Raw genomic sequence first — 17,054 nt, forward strand, 5'->3', positions numbered from 1 at the left:
AGGTCGCGGGTCGCCGCGCCGCCCGGATAAGAACGTTCGTTCCTAACGTAGTGTACGTTTGTTCTTATGCAGGAGAGAGAAGAACCCGGAGGGCCTGGAGAGCCTGGAGGGCACGGGGCGGCGGGCGGTGCGGGGCGCCGCTCCCGCCGCCACGATCCACGGCGACGGGAGCGCGTACTCGACGCCGCGCTGGACGTGCTCGTCGAGGACGGCGCAGCCGGAATCACCCACCGCAAGGTCGCCGCCCGCGCGGACGTGCCGCTGGGCTCCGTCACCTATCACTTCGCGAGCCTGACCGAGCTGTGCGCGCAGGCGTTCGCGCGGTACGTCGAGCTGCGGACCGCCGAGTACGAAGCCCTCTTCACCGAGGTGTCCTCGCGCGAGGAACTGATCGACGTCCTGGTGGAACTGGTGCGGGGCGGGCCGTCCCGGGACCGCAGCGCGGTACTCGGCTTCGAACTGCATCTGGCCGCGCTGCGCGATCCCGCGCTGCGCGCGCTGACCCAGGAGTGGACCAGGTCGAGCCGCGCGGTGCTGGCCCGCTTCACCGGGGCCGGGACCGCGGCCCGCCTCGACGCCCTCCTGGAAGGCATGATCATGCACACGTTGCTGTCCACGGAGCGGGAACCGCGTGCGACGACCCGGGCGGCCATCGTGCAGACGCTCGGTCCGGCCACCGGACCCGGCACGTGAACACCCGGTACGTGAACACCCGTCCCCCGGACCCGCGCGCCGCCAGGACGGCGAAGGCCGTCCGCTCGACGCGCCCGGCCTTCGCCCTCCTCGGCCTGGCCGAGTCGCGGCCTGGCCGGGTCGACCTGGACGTCCCGCCTGCCGCAGATCCAGGAGCGCATGGGCCTGGACACCGCGTCGGTCGGCCTTCTGCTGCTGCTCCTGGCGGGACTTCTCGTCCTGGGCACCGCCACGGGGTTCTGGGACGTCGCGGTGAGCGTGCACGCGGCGGCCCTGGAACGACGGCTCGGGCGGGCCGCCCTGATGCCCCGCTTCTTCGCGGGATTCAGCGTCGGCACCGTGGCGGGCGCCTGCCTCGGCGCACTGCTGACGGCGCTGCGCGTTCCGGTGCGCCTGCGCATCGGGGCGGTCGCCCTGCTCGTCGCCCTGGCGACACCGGCGGCCGTCCGGCGCTTCCTGCCCCGCCCGGCTCTCCCGTCACCGTCCTCACCCGGCGACGCGCGCGAGTCCGGCGCACCCGCCTGGCGCGACCCGCGCACCACGCGCCGGGACGCGCCCGACACCGCAGCCGTCACACCCACCCCCTGAGCACCGACCCGCCAAGGAGCGCACCGTGCCGACCACCACCCCCGTCATCGAGGTCAGCGACGCCGGCCTGGAGGATCTCCGTGCCCGGCTGCGCGCCACCCGGTGGCCCGAGCCCTGGCCGGTCGACGGCTGGGAGGCGGGCACCGACGCCGCCGAACTCCGCCGCCTCGTCGCGTACTGGGCCTCGGACTACGACTGGCGGACCCACGAAGCCGCCGTCAACGCCCTGCCGTCCCGCTTCGCCGACATCGACGGCACCCCCGTGCACTACCTCCGATACGACGCCGAACATCCGGACGCCCTGCCGATCGTGCTCACCCACGGCTGGCCGAGCACCGTCCTGGAACTCACCGCCCTCGCCGAGCGGCTGGCCGCCCCGTCCCGCCATGGTGGTGACGCCCGGGACGCGTTCACCGTGATCGTCCCCTCGCTGCCCGGTTTCGCCTTCTCCCCCCAGCGGCCCGCCCTCACCGGCGCCGAGCAGACCCACGAGCTCTGGCACCGGCTGATGCACGGCCACCTCGGCTTCCGGCAGTACGCGGCCCACGGCGGAGACCTCGGCGCCGGCATCACCTCCCGGCTCGCCGAGGCCCACCCCGAGTCCGTCGTCGGCATCCACCTGCTCGCCGCAGCGGCACCGGCCGGGCACGACCCGGCCTCCCTGACGCCCGAGGAGCAGGCCCATCTCGCGTCCGCCGCGGCCTGGCAGACGGAGGAGGGGGGTTACCTGCACCAGCAGAACACCCGCCCCCTCACCCTCGCGCCCGCCCTCAGCGACTCACCCGCCGGACTGCTCTCCTGGATCCTGGAGAAGTACCGCGCGTGGAGCGACTGCGGAGGCGACCTGCCGAGCCGCTTCAGCGACGACTTCCTCCTCACCCAGGCGTCCCTCTACTGGTTCACCGGCACCATCTCCACGTCCTTCCGCCCGTACTACGAGTACGCCCGCCATCTGACCCGCCGGGTACGGCGGGTGGATGTCCCCACCGCCCTCGCGCTGTTCCCCGCCGACCTCTCCCTGCCGCCGCGGAGCTGGGCCGAACGCACCTACCGCCTCACGCGCTACACCCGCATGCCCCGCGGCGGACACTTCGCCGCCCACGAGGAACCCGCTCTGCTCGCCGACGACATCACCGCGTTCTTCCGTGATCTCCGCCCCCACCGCCCGTGAGCCGCACGGTCGAGGGAGAGAGGGAGGGAGGCGCCTCCCCCACCCGTCAACCGATCCGGGCGCTCATGCCCGGGGCCAACCGGCGGTAGCGGGTCGGGACTCCGGGACCGCGCTCGCCGAGAAAGCCCTCGACCATGGCGGTGCCGGTGTCGTTGAGGGCGCCGTCGTGCACGGCGTAGGCATCGCGGGGAGCGACCTCGCGCAGATAGTCGATCAGGTCGCCGACGGTGGACCAGGGAGCGTGCACCGGCAGCAGGAGCGTGCCGACCGGAGCGCCGGGGACGGTGAGAGCGTCGCCGGGATGGAAGAGGGCTCCGTCCACCAGGAAGCCCACGTTGGGGATGCGGGGGACATCCGGGTGGATGACCGCGTGCCAGGCCCCGTGAACAGTGATGTCGAAGCCCGCCGCGCTGAAGGCGTCCCCCTCCCCGGTGACGGCGACCTGCGTGCCCAGGCCGTCCAGTCGCTTCGCGACGGAGGAGTTGGTCCAGATGCGCAGCCCCGGACGCGCGGCGGCGGCCCGGCGCAGCGCCTCCTCGGAGAAGTGGTCGAAGTGCTCATGCGTCACGAGCACGGCGTCGGCCCCTTCCCACGCTCTCTGGTCGGTCAGACCGCCCGGGTCGATGACGAGGCGACGCCCGTCCTTCTCCAGCCGCACACACGCATGACCGAATTTGGTGAGTTCCATGACCGGCATACCGCTCCGCCTTACCTCAACTTACTTGCACAACCAGACTGTACAATCAGACTGTACAACTGAGTAGCGCGGGCTAGGATGCCCCCATGGACGAAGACGCGCTGGCCGAGGAACTGCGGCGGTCGCTCGGCGACCTGGTCCGGGCGGTGCGGACCGTGGACACCATGCCGCCCGGCGAGGCCGCCGTTCTCGGGTACCTCGACCGTGACGGCCCCCTGACCACAGCGGACCTCGCCCGCCTGCGCGGCGTCACACACCAGTCGGCAGCCAAGTCGGTGAAGAACCTCTCCGCCGAGGGCCTGGTCCGCGGCGAGCGACACCCCGACGACGGCCGCAAACTGCTGCTGCACCTCACCGACGACGGCCGCTCCCGCCTCCAACGGGAACGCACGCTCCGCGCGGACGCCCTCGGTGCCGCGATCCGCGAGGTCTTCACACCCGACGAAATGCTGCGACTCGGCGCGTCCGTCACCCTGCTGTCCCGCCTGACGGCCCACCTCACCGGGAACTGACCGTCCGTCGCAGTTCCCCGCCGCCTCCATGGTGTACACGCGCACTCCGGCACCCAGAACTATGGTGTCCCACCACATACGCCTCTGACCTGCACGTTCCTACGGTGTGGCGACACGCGACACGTAGTCGTCCCCCGCCGAACGCCAGGAAGTGGTGCCATGTCCTCCCCCGCGACCGCTCCGCCACCCCCTTCGAACCTGCCCCGGATCGTCGCCGCCAGCCTGATCGGCACGACGATCGAGTGGTACGACTTCTTCTTGTACGGGTCCGCCGCCGCGCTCGTGTTCAACAAGCTGTTCTTCCCGGACTCTGATCCGCTGGTGGGGACGCTGTTGTCGTTCCTGACGTACGCGGTCGGGTTCGCGGCGCGGCCGCTGGGCGCGCTGGTGTTCGGGCACTACGGCGACCGGCTGGGACGCAAGAAGCTGCTGGTGCTCAGCCTGCTCATGATGGGCGGGGCGACGTTCGCCATCGGGCTGCTGCCCACCCACGCGAGCGTGGGCTCGGCGGCCCCGGTGCTGCTCACCACCCTGCGGCTCGTGCAGGGGTTCGCGCTCGGCGGGGAATGGGGCGGGGCCGTGCTGCTGGTGTCGGAGCACGGGGACGCGCGGCGGCGGGGCTTCTGGGGCTCCTGGCCGCAGACCGGCGCACCGGCGGGGCAACTGCTCGCCACGGGTGTGCTGTCGCTGCTGACCGCTGTGCTGTCCGACGACGCCTTCGGCAGTTGGGGCTGGCGGATCCCGTTCCTGCTGTCCGGGGTGCTCGTCATGGTCGGTCTGTGGATCCGTCTGTCCGTGGACGAGTCACCCGTGTTCCGTCAGGCCCTGGCACAGGCCGAGGCGCGCAAGGCGGCACGGGCGGACGATCCCGGCGCCCAGGAGGAGAAGCTGCCGCTCGTCTCCGTACTGCGGCACCACTGGCGTGACATCCTGATCGCGATGGGCGCACGCATGGCGGAGAACATCAGCTACTACGTCATCACCGCCTTCATCCTCGTCTACGCCACCACGTCCGCCGGAGTGTCCAAGCAGACCGCGCTCAACGCCGTACTGATCGCCTCCGCCGTGCACTTCGCGGTGATCCCCGCCTGGGGCGCCCTCTCCGACCGGATCGGACGCCGCCCGGTCTACCTGCTGGGCGCGGCCGGTGTCGGCCTGTGGATGTTCCCGTTCTTCGCCCTGATCGACACCGGCGGCTTCGGCAACCTCATCCTCGCGGTGACCGTGGGCCTCGTCCTGCACGGCGCCATGTACGCCCCGCAGGCCGCCTTCTTCTCCGAGATGTTCGCCACCCGGATGCGCTACTCGGGAGCGTCCATCGGCGCCCAGTTCGCCTCGGTCGCCGCGGGCGCGCCCGCCCCGTTGATCGCCACGGCCCTCCTCTCCGACTACGACAGCTCGACCCCGATCTCCCTCTACGTCATCGCCGCGTCGGTGCTGACGCTGATCGCCGTGGGCGTGGCGAAGGAGACCCGGCACCGTGATCTCGCCGCCGCCGAGGACGCCGACGCCTCCTCCGATGCCGTCGGCGAGGGCGCCGCTGCCAGTGCCGGTTCCGGTGCCGTGAAGGACGGTGAGCCCGCGACGGATGGCGCCGACACCGCCCGCACCGTCTGACTCCGCCACTCTCCCCTGGGGGGGTCCCCTCCCCCCTCCCCTCCCCTCCCCTCCCTCCCCCTCTCCCCTCCCTCCCCCCGTGCAGGCGAGGACAGCCGGTGCAGCCGCAGGGCGAGTTGGATCTCCAGCACGCGAGCGGGTGTCTGCCAGTCCTCGCCGAGCAGGCGGCCGACGCGTTCCAGGCGCTGGGCGACGGTGTTGACGTGGACGTGGAGTTCGTCCTTGGTGCGCACGGGGCTCATGCCGCAGGCGAAATACGCCTCCAGGGTGCGGACGAGGTCCGTGCCCCGGCGGTCGTCGTAGGCGGTGACCCGGCCTATGGTGCGGTCCACGAACCCGGCGACGTCACGCTCGCCGGCCAGGAGAAGGCCGAGGAACCCGAAGTCCTCGGCGGCGGCGCCGTCGCCGGTGCGGCCGAGCAGGCGCAGGGCCTCCAGGCTGCGCTGGGCCTCGGCGTAGGCGGCCGTGGCCGTGCCCGGGTGGGCGGCCAGGTCGCCGACGGGCGCGGAGGCGCCCACCGTGACCGCCTCGTGGACGGCGGTGCCCAGGTGCCGGGCGGTGCGGCGGGCCAGTTCCGTCGCGGTGGCGCCGCGCTGGAGGGGCAGCAGGAGAACCGTGCCGCCGTCGCGGGCGGCGGCGAGGCCGTGCCGGGTGGCGGCCAGGTGGGAGGCGGCCGACCACAGCCGGCGGCGGGCGTCGGCCTCCTGCTCCGCGTCGGCGGCGGGAGTGTCGAGGCGGGCGGCGAGGACGACGTACGTGGCGTCCAGGTCGGCGTGCAGCCGGGTGGCGCGCTCGCGCAGCAGGCGGGGGTCGCGGTCACGGGCGTCCAGGAGATCGTCGAGGAGTTCGCCGCGGACGCGCTGCTCGGCCTCGGCGGCGGAGCGGCGGGCGAGCAGGAGCAGGGAGGTGACCATCGCGGCGCGCTCCAGGGTGCGCTGGTCGACGGGGTCGAGACCGCGGTGGCCGCGGAGCACGAGTGCGCCGAGCAGTTCGCCGCCCGTGGTGACGGCGGCGACCCAGTCGTCGCCGTGGCGCACCGCGTGTCCTTCGGCCCGGGACGCCTCCAGGGCGTCGGCGGGTGCCGTGGCGGCTTCGCTGAACTCGACGGTGCCGTTCTCCAGGACCTGGGAGACGGCGGCTGCCACGTCGTGGACTCCGCCGCCGCGCAGGACCAGTTCGGCGAGGCGGTCGTGGACGTCGGAGGCGCGTTCGATGACGGCGCTGCGGTCGCGGATGATCTCGTTGGCGCGTTCCAGGCCGGCGAGGGCGGCGCGGGTCTCGGTGAGCAGGTTGGCGCTGTCGATGGCGGCCGCGGCGAGGGCGGCGAAGGAGCCGAGCAGGGCGATCTGCTCCCGTTCGAAGACCCGGGCCCGGCGGTCGGCGGCGAACAGTACGCCGATGACGTGCGGGCCGAGCATGAGCGGGACGCCGAGGATGGCGACCAGTCCTTCGTCCTGCACGCCCGCGTCGATGGTGCCGGTGTGCTGGAACCGGGCGTCCTCGAAGTAGTCGTCGGTGACGTACGGGCGGGCCGTCTGGGCGACCAGGCCGCCGAGTCCTTCGCCCATGCCCAGGCGCAGTTGCTGGAAGCGGGCGGCCACCGAGCCCTCGGTGACCCGCATGTAGGTGTCCTTGCGGGCGGGGTCGTTGAGCGTGAGGTAGGCGACGTCGGTGCCGAGGAGCGACCGGGCGCGCTGCACGATGGCCTGGAGCACCGCGTCGAGGTCTCTGAGGCCGGCCAGGTCGTGGGCGGTCTCGAACAGGGCCGACAGTTCGGCCTCGCGGCGTCTGCGTCCTTCCAGTTCCGCGCGTACGCGCAGGGCGAGCAGTTTGGCGTGGTCGAGGGCGGTGATCCACTCGGCGGACCGGCCTTCGGCGCGGGCGAGCAGCACCGGTTGTTCGTAGGCGGTGGCGGGTGCGCCGCGGGCCAGCAGTTCGAGGAACGGGGTGCCCGCGCTGCCGTCGGGCGGGGATGCGGCGCCGGGCAGGGCGGCGGTGCCGGTCGGCGGGCCCGCGTCGGCGGCGGGGCGCCCGGCGGACTGCGCGTGATCGCTGGACATGCTCACAGGATTCCCCATCGGCCCGTGGTCCGCCGGGCCCTGTGGAAAACTCCGTTCTCGGTGACGACGGTGCAGGTCAGTGGGCGGTCCAGCCGCCGTCGAGGACCAGCGAGCTGCCGGTGACGAAGGAGCCGTGCGGGCCGCACAGGTAGGCCACGGCCTCGGCGACCTCTTCCGGTTCGATCAGGCGTTTGACGGCGCTGTCCTTCAGCAGGATGTCGGACAGGACCCGCTCCTCGGGTACGCCGTGGGCCTCGGCCTGGTCGGCGAGCTGCCGTTCGACCAGGGGGGTGCGCACATAGGCGGGGTTGACGCAGTTGGAGGTGACTCCGTGCGGGGCGCCTTCGAGGGCGGCCGTCTTGGACAGACCTTCGAGGCCGTGCTTGGCGGCGACGTACGCCGACTTGTAGGCGGAGGCGCGCAGGCCGTGCACCGAGGAGATGTTGACGATCCGGCCCCAGCCCTGCCCGTACATGTGCGGCAGGGCGCCGCGGATGAGCCGGAAGGGTGCTTCGAGCATCACGGTCAGCACGGTGTGGAAGACGTCGGGCGGGAACTCCTCGATGGGGCGTACGAGCTGGATCCCGGCGTTGTTGACGAGCACGTCGGTGCCCGCCGCCGCGTGCTCGGCGGCGTCGAGGTCGGTGAGGTCGAGGACGTGGGGTTCGAGGGCGCCCGGGAGACGAGCGGCGTGTGCGGCGAGTGCGGCCAGGCCCTCCGCGTCCCGGTCGACGGCTCTGACCTCGGCTCCCGCGGCGGCCAGCCGGAGCGCGCAGGCGCGGCCGATCCCGCCGGCGGCGCCCGTGACGAGCGCGGTGCGACCGCCGAGGTCGAGCGGAGGGCCTTGTGGGGCAGGATGCGGGCTGGGCGAGGTCATGTGTCGACCTTAGGCAGGCCCCCCGCCCCACTACATGTGGGCGCGACCCACACTTCAGCCAAGGTCCGTAGTGTCGAACCACGTGGGGGCGTCGGACAGGGCCTGCTTGATCCGGAACAGGGCGAATTCGTCCAGCTCGGGCAGGGCGTCCACCGTGAACCAGTCCACCTCGAGTGATTCGTCGTCGTTGACCCGGGCCTCGCCGCCCACGGCACGGCAGCGGAAGGTGATGTCCATGTACTGGCAGACGTCGCCGTTGGCGTAGGTGACGGGGGACAGCGCCTGGACCAGGACCACCCGTTCGGTGACGCAGTGCACCGCGGTCTCCTCGTGCACCTCGCGCACGGCGCAGGCGGCGGGCTGCTCGCCGGGCTCGGGGATCCCGCCGATCACCGACCACCTGCCGGTGTCGGAGCGGCGGCCCAGCAGGACCCTGCCCTCGTCGTCGAAGACCACGGCGGTGACCCCGGGCAGCCACAGCAGCTGGGTGCCCGCCGAGGCCCGGATCGTGCGGATGAAGTCAGGAGTAGCCATGGGGCCGACCCTAACGGGCGGACGTCCCAGGTCACCGCCCGATCCGCGGGGCGGCCGGGCGCGTCCGCCCGGCGTACGGTCACACGTCCCGGGCGCGCCGCCCGCGCACACCGGCTCCGATCGCCCAGCCCAGGCCGCCCGCTGCGACCAGGACGAGGGCGAGTTCCGGCAGGACGCCCAGCTCGGTGGCGGGCGTGCGCGAGGAGCGCAGGGGCACCTTCTGGACGAGGTGGGCCGGGACGAACATGCCGGTCTTCTGCGTGATGCGGCCGTCGGGCATGATGACCGCGCTGACGCCGCTGGTCACCGGGACGGTGACGGTGCGGCTGTGCTCGACCGCGCGGACGCGGGACATCGCGAGCTGCTGGTAGGTCATCTCGCTGCGGTCGAAGGTCGCGTTGTTGCTCGGTACGGAGATCATCTGCGCGCCGTGGGTGACCGTGTCGCGCACGGCCCAGTCGAAGGCGGCCTCGTAGCAGGTGGCCAGGCCGATCCGGGTGCCGCCGACGGTGAACACGCCCGGCTCGGTGCCCCGGCTGAAGTCCTGCCGGACCATGGAGGTCCAGTCGCCGTTGATCGCGCCGAGCAGCGAGCGCAGCGGCAGGTACTCGCCGAAGGGCTGGATCTGCCGCTTGTCGTACGTCTGGAGGGGGCCCTTGACCGGGTCCCAAAGGATCTGTTCGTTGTACAGCCTGCCGTCGCGTTCCACGACGCTGCCGATCGAGACGGGCGCCCCGATCGCCTTGGCGGCCTGGTCGACGACCAGGCGCGCGTCCGGGAACTCCAGGGGGTCGATGTCGGAGGAGTTCTCCGGCCAGAGCACCACGTCGGGCCGGGGCGCCTTGCCCTCCTCGACCTCAGCCGCCAGCCGCTCGGTCTCCCGCGCGTGGTAGTCGAGCACGGCGCGGCGCTGGGCGTTGAACTCCAGGCCCGCGCGCGGCACGTTGCCCTGGATCAGCGCGACGGTGGCGGTGCCGTTCTCGGCCTTGTCGCTGACCAGGGTGCGGGCCGCCAGCGCGCCGCCCACCGGCACGGCCACGCTCAGCAGCGCGACGGCGGCGGCCGGACGCCGCAGGGTCCCGGTGCGCCGGCCATGGACCGCCAGGCGTACGGCCTCGCACAGGCCGAAACCGCACAGGACGACCGCGAAGCCGAGCACGGGGGTGCCGCCGACCGCGGCCAGCGGCAGGAACACGCCGTCCGCCTGGCCGAAGGCGACCTTGCCCCAGGGGAAGCCGTGGAAGGGCACGCGCGCGCGTGCCGCCTCGCCGGTGATCCACAGGGCCGCCGCCCACACCGGCCAGGCGGGCAGCTGGGAGACCGCCGCGACGCCGACGCCCACCAGGGCGACGAAGAGTGCCTCCACGGCGGCCAGCGCCAGCCAGGGGCCGGGGCCGACCTCCACGCCGGTCCACACCAGCAGGGGCAGCAGGAAGCCGAGGCCGAAGAGGTAGCCCAGACCGAGCGCCGCCTTCCAGGTGCGCCCGCGCAGTACCCAGCCGAAGGCGGCGAAGGCCGGCAGGGCCAGCCACCACAGGGTCCGCGGCGGGAAGCTGACGTAGAGGAGGAGGCCGGACAGTGCCGCCACGACGGCGGGTACGAGCCGGACGAGTCGCGCGGGCCAGGGTGCGCGGGCGGAGGGCGGGCCCACCCGGTCCGACTCGTCGACGGAGGTTGCGGTGACGGTCACCCCGGGAGTGTACGGCGGCTTTCCTGCCCCTTGACAGCACGGTGCACGGGCGTGAACCGGTGTCCGGGCCGTCACCGGCGCGCGTACGGCGGACGGGAGCGGCGGGGGGCGGAATCACGGGCTCCGGACCTGGGGCCTCCGGGAGGCCGCCCCGGTCGTGGCTCCGGGGCCCGCGCGGCGGTGGCCCGCGGGCTCAGGCCGGGCCGGGTGCCGGCGGGCGCAGCCGGGCCCTGATCACCCGGACCGCCGATTCGGCGTTGTCGACGGTGATCGTGAAGGTGTGGCCGTCCCACAGACGCAGCACGACGCCCTCGCCACGCCGTACGACCACCGCGGTGCCCTTCTCGGGCCGCCAGCGGTACCCCCAGCCGCCCCAGTGGCGCGGGGTGACATGGGGGACGAAGTCCGCGCCCGCCACATGGGCCAGCGGAATACGGCGGCGCGGCAGACCGATGTGGCCGCAGCGCACCTCCAGGGACTCCTTGTCGACCTTGAGGGCGACATGGACGAAGGCGAGGGTGCCGAAGAGGACCAGCAGTCCGGCCGCGATGCAGCCCACGACGGACATCACCAGCGCGAGAACGCCGGAACTCCAGGCGGAGTCGACGGCCAGCTCGATGCCGAGCGCCAGGCAGGCGGCGCCGACGAGCGCCAGCAGCCACTGGAACCGGTTGGTGGCCCGCCCTGTCCACACCTCGGGATGCGGGCCGTTCTCGACACGGGAAGGGTCCCTCATGCCTTCGAGGTTACCCAGGTTTCGCCGCCTGGGTAGCGCGTCGCACACGGGGAGTGTCCCGGGCGCTCGCCCGCGCGGGCGCACGACCGGCCCCGGGCGGCGGCGGGGGCGGTGCGTCAGCGGGCGGGGGTGGCCGCCCGCAGGAGGCGCCCTTCGGCGTAGGCCAGGGCCGGGGCGGGCAGGGCGCTCTCGGCGCCGTTGAGCAGCACCGTCACGGTGCCCTCGGCCGGGGCCGCGGGCGCGGGACGGCCGCCGATCCGGCGCAGTGCCTGGGCGGCGACGGCACCGGCGGATCCGTGCAGGACCAGCGGGGGGTGCCCGGGGCCCTGCACGGCGTGCCGGATGCGCTCGGCGACCAGTTCGTAATGGGTGCAGCCCAGGACGACGGTCGTCACCTGGTCGGGGGTCAGTGCGGCGGCGGCGGTGACGGCTTCGTCGATCGCCGTCTCGTCGGCGTGCTCGACGGCCTCGGCCAGGCCCCAGCAGGGCACCTCGGTGACCGGCACACCGCCGGCGAAGTCGCGGATGAGGCCCTGCTGGTAGGGGCTGCCGGTGGTGGCGGGTGTCGCCCAGATGGCGACCGGTCCGCCGCCGGCCGCGGCCGGCTTGATCGCGGGGACCGTGCCGATGACCGGGAGGTCCGGCTCCAGGAGTTCCCGCAGCGCGGTGAGCGCGTGCACGGTCGCGGTGTTGCAGCCGACGATCAGGGCGTCCGGGGCGTGCGCGGCGGCGGCCTCGGCGACGGCGACGGCGCGAGCGGTGAGGTCCTGCGGGGTGCGGGGGCCCCAGGGCATGCCGGCCGGGTCCAGGGACAGGACGAGATCCGCGTCGGGGCGCAGGCGCCGTACCGCGGCGGTGGCCGCCAGCAGCCCGATTCCGGAGTCCATGAGCGCGATCTTCACCCGGCCACGATAGACGATCCCCTCGAACCGGCCGTCCGGGTGGGGCAGACTGCGGGGGTGAGCGTGATCATGTGGACCGCCCTGGGATCCCTCGCCGCCTGGCTGTGGCTGCTGCTCGGCCAGGGGTTCTTCTGGCGTACGGACGTGCGACTGCCCGCGGGACGGGAGCCGGGACCGCAGGAGTGGCCGGCCGTCTGCGTCGTGGTCCCGGCGCGGGACGAGGCGGCGGTCCTGGGCGAGAGCCTGCCGTCGCTGCTCGCGCAGGACTATCCGGGGCGGGCGGAGGTGTTCCTGGTCGACGACGGCAGCTCCGACGGCACCGGGGAACTGGCCCGCGAGCTGGGGCGGCGCGGCGGCGGGCTGCCCCTGACGGTGGACTCGCCGGGTGAGCCGCCGGACGGCTGGACCGGCAAGCTGTGGGCCGTGCGGCACGGCATCGCGCTGGCACGCGCGCGTGCGCCGGAGTACCTGCTGCTGACGGACGCGGACATCGCGCACGCCCCGGACAGCCTGCGCCGGCTGGTGGCCGCCGCGCGCACCGGGGGCTTCGACGTCGTCTCGCAGATGGCCCGGCTGCGGGTGGAGAGCCTGTGGGAGCGGCTGGTCGTACCGGCGTTCGTCTACTTCTTCGCGCAGTTGTATCCGTTCCGGTGGATCGGGCGGCGGGGCGGGCGGACGGCGGCGGCAGCGGGCGGCTGTGTGCTGCTGCGCGCCGAGGCGGCCGAGCGGGCGCGGATCCCGGACTCGATCCGGCACGCGGTGATCGACGACGTGGCCCTGGCCCGCGCGGTGAAGGGCGGCGGCGGGCACATCTGGCTGGGACTGGCCGAGCGGGTGGACAGCGTGCGCCCGTATCCGCGGCTGCACGACCTGTGGCGGATGGTCTCGCGCAGCGCGTACGCGCAGTTGCGGCACAACCCGCTGGTGCTGGCCGGGACGGTGGCGGGGCTGGCGCTGGTGTATCTGGTGCCGCCGGTGGCGCTGGTCGCGGGGCTGTGGTGGGGCGGCGCGACGACGGCCGCGGCCGGGGGCGGGGCGTGGCTGGTGATGGCGGCGACGTATGCGCCGATGCTGCGGTACTACCGCCGGCCGCTGTGGCTCGCGCCGCTGCTGCCGTTCACGGCGTTCCTCTATCTGCTGATGACGGTGGACTCGGCCGTGCAGCACTACCGGGGGCGGGGTGCGGCCTGGAAGGGCCGCACCTACGCGCGTCCGGACGCCCTGCCCGAGGAGGGCTGAGGGCAATCAGGGAGGGGCCGGGCTCACTTGCGGCCGGGGGTCCAGTTCATGCCCCAGCCGTAGGCGTGGTCGACGGTGCGCTGGGGGCTCACCCCGCGCGCGGGGACCAGGTAGCGGGCCTCGCGCTGGACGACGAGGTCGCCCCCGGTGTTGGTGATCAGGGCGAGGGCGCAGACGGTCGAGGGGACCGTGCACTCGTCCAGGGAGAAGTCGACCGGGGCGCCGTGCTGCGGCTGGAGGGTGACCGTGGCGTGCAGGTCGGCGAAGGACCGGGCCCCTTCGTAGATGGTCACGAAGACGAGGACGCGCCGGAAGTCGTGGGTGTGGTCGAGGTTGAGGGTGAGGTTCTCGCCGTCGGTCACGGCACCCGTGCGGTCGTCGCCGTCGAGGTGGATGTACGGGGGCCGGTGCAGTGCCCCGAAGGCGTTGCCGAGGGCCTGGACGACTCCCTTGCGGCCGTCGCTGAGTTCGTAGAGGGCGCACAGGTCGAGGTCGAGGTCGGAGTGCATGGCGGTGGCCCGCCCGCGCTTGCCCGTCCAGCCGGAGAACTGCTTGCGCACCTGCCAGTTGAGGTTGACGCGCATGGTGCCCGAGGTGCCGCCCTGCTTGGCCAGCGAGACGGAGGGCGCCGCCTTGGTGAGCGTGACCTTGGTGAGGCGCACCGGGGGCGCGGCGGGAGCCGGGGGCGGCGGGGGCACGGCGCCGGTGGCGCCGACGGGCGGCGGCAGGGGCGCCGGGGGGCCGGTCGGGGGCGGCGGCGCGAGGGGGGCGGCCGTCGCCGGGGCCGGGGGCGGGAACGCGGGCGGTGCCGGGGTGCGGCCCGCCGGGGGCGGCGGCGCGGCGTGCTGCGGTTCGTCGACGGTGATGCCGAAGTCCGTGGCCAGGCCCGCCAGTCCGCTGCTGTATCCCTGGCCCACGGCCCGGAACTTCCAGGCGCCCTGGCGGCGGTAGAACTCGCCCAGCACGAAGGCGGTCTCGACACTGGCACCGCTGCTGTCGAAGCGGGCGACGACGGTGTCGGCCGCCGCGTCCCGCACCTCGATGTACAGGCCCGGCACCTGGCCGAAGGCGCCGCCGTCCGCCGACGCGGCGAGCACGATCCGGTCGACGGCCGCCTCCACGCGCGCGAGGTCGGCGACGAGCGTGTCCGTCACCTGCCCGGCGGCGTCCCGCTTGCCCTCGTGCCGTACCGCGCCGGAGGTGTGGGCCGGCTGGTTGTAGAAGACGAAGTCGCCGTCCGAGCGCACCTTCCCGCTCGGTGCGAGCAGCAGGGCGGAGGCGTCCACGTCGGGGACGCCGGGACCGGAACGCCGGCCCACTTCGACGCGCAGGGCCGTCGTCGGCACCGGCGTGTTCGATCCCTTCGGCATGGACATGTCGCGCCCCCATCACTTCGGCCAGGCGGTTTCCCGGCTCACGGCAGTTCGTCGGCTCACTCCCCGCCCAACCTATGCCCGGCGGCGCACAACTCCCACAGCGAGCGGCGGAACCGACCGGGGCGACCGCCGGTAACCCCCCAGAACCCTGCTCTTTTACAGGATCCGAGCCGTCCGCGGCGCCCCTTTTTGTCAATTTCGCTCGTATTGGGGATCCCACGTCACCGCCGACACGGAAAACAACCCTCTTATCGGTCTCCCCAACCAGCACATCGTGGGCTTAACTTATGGCCATGACCTCCCCCCGCTCCACTTATGGCGGCGGCTATTACTCCGCCTCCTTCCCGGACACCCCGATCTACGACTCCCTCGTCGCCGAGCGGGGCACCCCGCAGATCGCCCCGATCCGGGTCCCCGCGCCGTACGACACGGGAAGCCACCTGCCCGCGCTTCCCTCGGCGCTGCCCGCCCTGCCGGCAGCCCCGTCCCAGCCCGCCTACGGCTACCCGCAGGCGCAGCAGCCCGCCCCCCTCCAGCAGGCCCCCGCCGCGTACATCCCGCAGCAGGCCGCCGCGCCGCGCGGCTACCCGGGCCCGCAGCAGCAGCTGCCCCGCCCGATGGTCAACGGCACCGGCTACGAGGCGATGCGCCCCGCGGCCCCGCGCCCGGCCGCCGCGCCGTACCAGGACCCGTACAACAACCAGCAGTACCGCGGCTACTGATCGTTCTCCCCGGCTGTCCCTGCCACCTGGCAGGATGAGGTCATGGGGACTGCGGAACTGCGCTCGATACACATCCACCCGGTCAAGGCGTTCCGGCCCGTGGGGCTGCGGGAGGCCGTGGTGGAGCCCTGGGGACTGGCCGGGGACCGGCGCTGGGTGCTGATCGACGACGGGGGAAAGGTCGTCACCCAGCGTCAGCGGCCGCATCTCGCACCGGCCGTCGCCGAGCTGCTGCCCGGCGGCGGCCTGCGGCTGTCCGCGCCCGGACACGAGCCGCTCACGGTCCCCGTGCCGGTACCGGGGACGACGGTCACGGTGGACATCTTCGGCGACAAGGTGGAGGCCGTAGCGGCAGGCGACGCCGCGCACGCCTGGTGCAGCGCCCTCGTGGGCGCCGAGGTGCGCCTCGCGCACATGGACGACCCCGCCACCCGCCGGCCCGTCGACCCGGCCTTCGCGCGCCCCGGCGAGACCGTGAGCTTCGCCGACGGCTTCCCGCTGCTGCTCACGTCGCTGTCCTCCCTCGACTCCCTCAACTCGCTGATCGCCGAGGGCGACCGCGCGGAGGAGGGCCCGGTGCCGATGAACCGCTTCCGGCCCAGTGTCGTGGTGGGCGGCACCGCCGCCTGGGCCGAGGACGACTGGCAGCGCGTCGCGATCGGAGAGGTCTCCTTCCGGGTCGCCAAGCCGTGCGGCCGGTGCGTGGTCACCACCACCGACCAGGACACCGGCGCCCGCGGCAAGGAGCCGCTGCGCACCCTCGGCCGGCACCGCCGGTTCGGCGGCTCCCTGGTCTTCGGACAGAACCTGGTGCCCGAGACGACCGGCACCATCCGTCTCGGCGACCCGGTCACGATCCTGGAGTGACATCCGCCCCGTCCCGGGAACCCCCGGCGGCGGCCCGCTCGTTGGGGTTTCGTGAGAGGTTCGTGAGAGTCCCCGTGCGGGGTGATGTACCTCTCTCTTCGACCGGGTTCGCGGACGAACGGCTCCGCCGGGGGTTATCACGGAGCGGGAAGGGGGTGCGGGAGCGTGCGAGCGATCTGCGGACTCTGGCGCTGGCGGCACAACCCGCTGCGGCGCACCACCGATCTGGTCGAATCCTGGCTGGCCCTGGCCTCGTTGCTGCTCGTCCTGGTCGCCGCCCCCGTGCTCGGTTCGTTCGTCGGCTCCGTCACCCAGGAAGCCCTTCAGCGGACGGTGCGCGACCAGCACCGCACCCGGCACCTGGTCTCCGCCGTCGTCGTCCGCGGACTGACCGCGTCCGCTCCGGCGCCGGATCCGGAGATCGCGACGGGCCGGGAGATCCGCAGCCGCGTCCTCGCCGACTGGACCGGTCCCGACGGCACCCGGCAGCACGGCCCGGTCAGCACCGACCTCAGACACCCGCACCCCGGCGACCGCTTCGGCCTGTGGACCGACCGGCACGGCCGGACCGTCACCCGCCCCCTGGACACCGCCACCGCCACCACCCACGCGGTGCTGGCCGGACTCGGCACCGCCCTGCTGGCGGCCGGCCTGACCGAGTGCATACGCAGACTGGTCCTGTGGCGCCTGGTCCGCCGCAGGTACGCCCGCTGGGACCAGGCATGGGACCGTGCGGGTCCCGACTGGGGCCGCACCGGCGCCGGCAGCTGACG

General features: G+C 73.6%; 16 protein-coding genes and 1 pseudogene. 9 read left to right on the forward strand and 8 right to left on the reverse strand.

Annotated elements, in window-relative coordinates:
- Positions 1-66: 66 nt before the first annotated feature.
- The 3 genes from B086_RS41475 to B086_RS0134105 all read left to right on the forward strand — a co-directional run bounded on the left by B086_RS41475 (position 67) and on the right by B086_RS0134105 (position 2,452).
- Positions 67-693: a TetR/AcrR family transcriptional regulator gene (locus B086_RS41475; RefSeq protein WP_026253058.1), complete on the forward strand. Its 627-nt coding sequence runs from the start codon at positions 67-69 to the stop codon at positions 691-693.
- A 159-nt stretch (positions 694-852) separates the two neighbouring features.
- A complete protein-coding gene (locus tag B086_RS0134100) occupies positions 853-1,281 on the forward strand; it encodes a hypothetical protein (protein WP_018570923.1) in 429 nt (142 codons plus the stop codon).
- Positions 1,282-1,306: 25 nt separating this feature from the next.
- Positions 1,307-2,452: an epoxide hydrolase family protein gene (locus tag B086_RS0134105; protein WP_018570924.1), complete on the forward strand. Its 1,146-nt coding sequence runs from the start codon at positions 1,307-1,309 to the stop codon at positions 2,450-2,452.
- 46 nt (positions 2,453-2,498) lie between these two features.
- On the opposite strand, the gene B086_RS0134110 is transcribed toward B086_RS0134105, so the two are convergent.
- The gene (locus B086_RS0134110) at positions 2,499-3,140 is read right to left on the reverse strand and encodes an MBL fold metallo-hydrolase (protein WP_026253059.1); all 642 of its coding nucleotides are present in this window, start codon (positions 3,138-3,140) and stop codon (positions 2,499-2,501) included.
- 95 nt (positions 3,141-3,235) lie between these two features.
- Here B086_RS0134110 and B086_RS0134115 point away from each other — a divergent pair, with 95 nt between their 5' ends.
- Together B086_RS0134115 and B086_RS41480 are read left to right on the forward strand one after the other, a co-directional pair.
- Positions 3,236-3,661 carry a MarR family winged helix-turn-helix transcriptional regulator gene (locus tag B086_RS0134115; RefSeq protein WP_018570926.1) on the forward strand — a complete coding sequence of 142 codons (426 nt, stop codon included), beginning with the start codon at positions 3,236-3,238 and terminating at the stop codon, positions 3,659-3,661.
- A 159-nt stretch (positions 3,662-3,820) separates the two neighbouring features.
- Positions 3,821-5,089: pseudogene (locus tag B086_RS41480) on the forward strand (MFS transporter); the annotation flags it as partial.
- On the opposite strand, the gene B086_RS43410 reads toward B086_RS41480, so the two are convergent.
- The 6 genes from B086_RS43410 to B086_RS0134150 form a co-directional block, all read right to left on the reverse strand.
- Positions 5,077-7,338: a helix-turn-helix domain-containing protein gene (locus B086_RS43410; RefSeq protein ID WP_324604708.1), complete on the reverse strand. Its 2,262-nt coding sequence runs from the start codon at positions 7,336-7,338 to the stop codon at positions 5,077-5,079. The pseudogene B086_RS41480 and the gene B086_RS43410 overlap by 13 nt on opposite strands.
- Positions 7,339-7,414: 76 nt before the next feature.
- Complete coding sequence (locus tag B086_RS0134130; RefSeq protein ID WP_018570928.1) at positions 7,415-8,215, reverse strand: 3-hydroxybutyrate dehydrogenase; 801 nt, start codon at positions 8,213-8,215, stop codon at positions 7,415-7,417.
- A 54-nt stretch (positions 8,216-8,269) separates the two neighbouring features.
- Positions 8,270-8,749, reverse strand: coding sequence for an NUDIX hydrolase (locus tag B086_RS0134135; RefSeq protein ID WP_018570929.1), 480 nt, complete (start codon positions 8,747-8,749; stop codon positions 8,270-8,272).
- A gap of 79 nt (positions 8,750-8,828) precedes the next feature.
- Complete coding sequence (gene lnt / locus B086_RS0134140) at positions 8,829-10,439, reverse strand: apolipoprotein N-acyltransferase (RefSeq protein ID WP_018570930.1); 1,611 nt, start codon at positions 10,437-10,439, stop codon at positions 8,829-8,831.
- 193 nt (positions 10,440-10,632) lie between these two features.
- On the reverse strand, positions 10,633-11,175 hold the full coding sequence (locus tag B086_RS0134145) for a hypothetical protein (RefSeq protein ID WP_018570931.1): 543 nt from the start codon (positions 11,173-11,175) through the stop codon (positions 10,633-10,635).
- Positions 11,176-11,291: 116 nt separating this feature from the next.
- On the reverse strand, positions 11,292-12,077 hold the full coding sequence (locus tag B086_RS0134150) for a glutamate racemase (RefSeq protein WP_018570932.1): 786 nt from the start codon (positions 12,075-12,077) through the stop codon (positions 11,292-11,294).
- Between the two features lie 69 nt (positions 12,078-12,146).
- Between B086_RS0134150 and B086_RS0134155 the strand changes: the two genes are divergently transcribed.
- Positions 12,147-13,316, forward strand: a complete 1,170-nt coding sequence (locus B086_RS0134155) for a glycosyltransferase (protein ID WP_106436200.1) — start codon at positions 12,147-12,149, stop codon at positions 13,314-13,316.
- A 23-nt stretch (positions 13,317-13,339) separates the two neighbouring features.
- Here B086_RS0134155 and B086_RS0134160 read toward each other — a convergent pair whose 3' ends face one another.
- Entirely contained in the window at positions 13,340-14,686 is a 1,347-nt protein-coding gene (locus tag B086_RS0134160; RefSeq protein ID WP_026253061.1) for a TerD family protein, read from the reverse strand.
- A gap of 299 nt (positions 14,687-14,985) precedes the next feature.
- Between B086_RS0134160 and B086_RS0134165 the strand changes: the two genes are divergently transcribed.
- The 3 genes from B086_RS0134165 to B086_RS0134175 all read left to right on the forward strand — a co-directional run bounded on the left by B086_RS0134165 (position 14,986) and on the right by B086_RS0134175 (position 17,052).
- Positions 14,986-15,414 (forward strand): DUF6643 family protein, encoded by a 429-nt coding sequence (locus B086_RS0134165; RefSeq protein WP_026253062.1) that lies wholly within the window; start codon positions 14,986-14,988, stop codon positions 15,412-15,414.
- A gap of 42 nt (positions 15,415-15,456) precedes the next feature.
- Positions 15,457-16,281, forward strand: coding sequence for an MOSC domain-containing protein (locus B086_RS0134170; RefSeq protein ID WP_018570936.1), 825 nt, complete (start codon positions 15,457-15,459; stop codon positions 16,279-16,281).
- A 165-nt stretch (positions 16,282-16,446) separates the two neighbouring features.
- Complete coding sequence (locus B086_RS0134175) at positions 16,447-17,052, forward strand: hypothetical protein (protein WP_018570937.1); 606 nt, start codon at positions 16,447-16,449, stop codon at positions 17,050-17,052.
- Positions 17,053-17,054: the final 2 nt, after the last annotated feature.

This window comes from Streptomyces sp. PsTaAH-124 (assembly GCF_000373685.1).
Lineage (GTDB): Bacteria > Actinomycetota > Actinomycetes > Streptomycetales > Streptomycetaceae > Streptomyces > Streptomyces andamanensis.

Coding starts and splice junctions, on each gene's coding strand:
- B086_RS41475 (WP_026253058.1), top strand. CDS start 67: ATGCAGGAGAGAGAAGAACCCGGAGGGCCTGGAGAGCCTGGAGGGCAC.
- B086_RS0134100 (WP_018570923.1), top strand. CDS start 853: ATGGGCCTGGACACCGCGTCGGTCGGCCTTCTGCTGCTGCTCCTGGCG.
- B086_RS0134110 (WP_026253059.1), bottom strand. CDS start 3,140: ATGGAACTCACCAAATTCGGTCATGCGTGTGTGCGGCTGGAGAAGGAC.
- B086_RS0134115 (WP_018570926.1), top strand. CDS start 3,236: ATGGACGAAGACGCGCTGGCCGAGGAACTGCGGCGGTCGCTCGGCGAC.
- B086_RS43410 (WP_324604708.1), bottom strand. CDS start 7,338: ATGTCCAGCGATCACGCGCAGTCCGCCGGGCGCCCCGCCGCCGACGCG.
- B086_RS0134130 (WP_018570928.1), bottom strand. CDS start 8,215: ATGACCTCGCCCAGCCCGCATCCTGCCCCACAAGGCCCTCCGCTCGAC.
- B086_RS0134135 (WP_018570929.1), bottom strand. CDS start 8,749: ATGGCTACTCCTGACTTCATCCGCACGATCCGGGCCTCGGCGGGCACC.
- B086_RS0134145 (WP_018570931.1), bottom strand. CDS start 11,175: ATGAGGGACCCTTCCCGTGTCGAGAACGGCCCGCATCCCGAGGTGTGG.
- B086_RS0134155 (WP_106436200.1), top strand. CDS start 12,147: ATGTGGACCGCCCTGGGATCCCTCGCCGCCTGGCTGTGGCTGCTGCTC.
- B086_RS0134160 (WP_026253061.1), bottom strand. CDS start 14,686: ATGCCGAAGGGATCGAACACGCCGGTGCCGACGACGGCCCTGCGCGTC.
- B086_RS0134165 (WP_026253062.1), top strand. CDS start 14,986: ATGACCTCCCCCCGCTCCACTTATGGCGGCGGCTATTACTCCGCCTCC.
- B086_RS0134170 (WP_018570936.1), top strand. CDS start 15,457: ATGGGGACTGCGGAACTGCGCTCGATACACATCCACCCGGTCAAGGCG.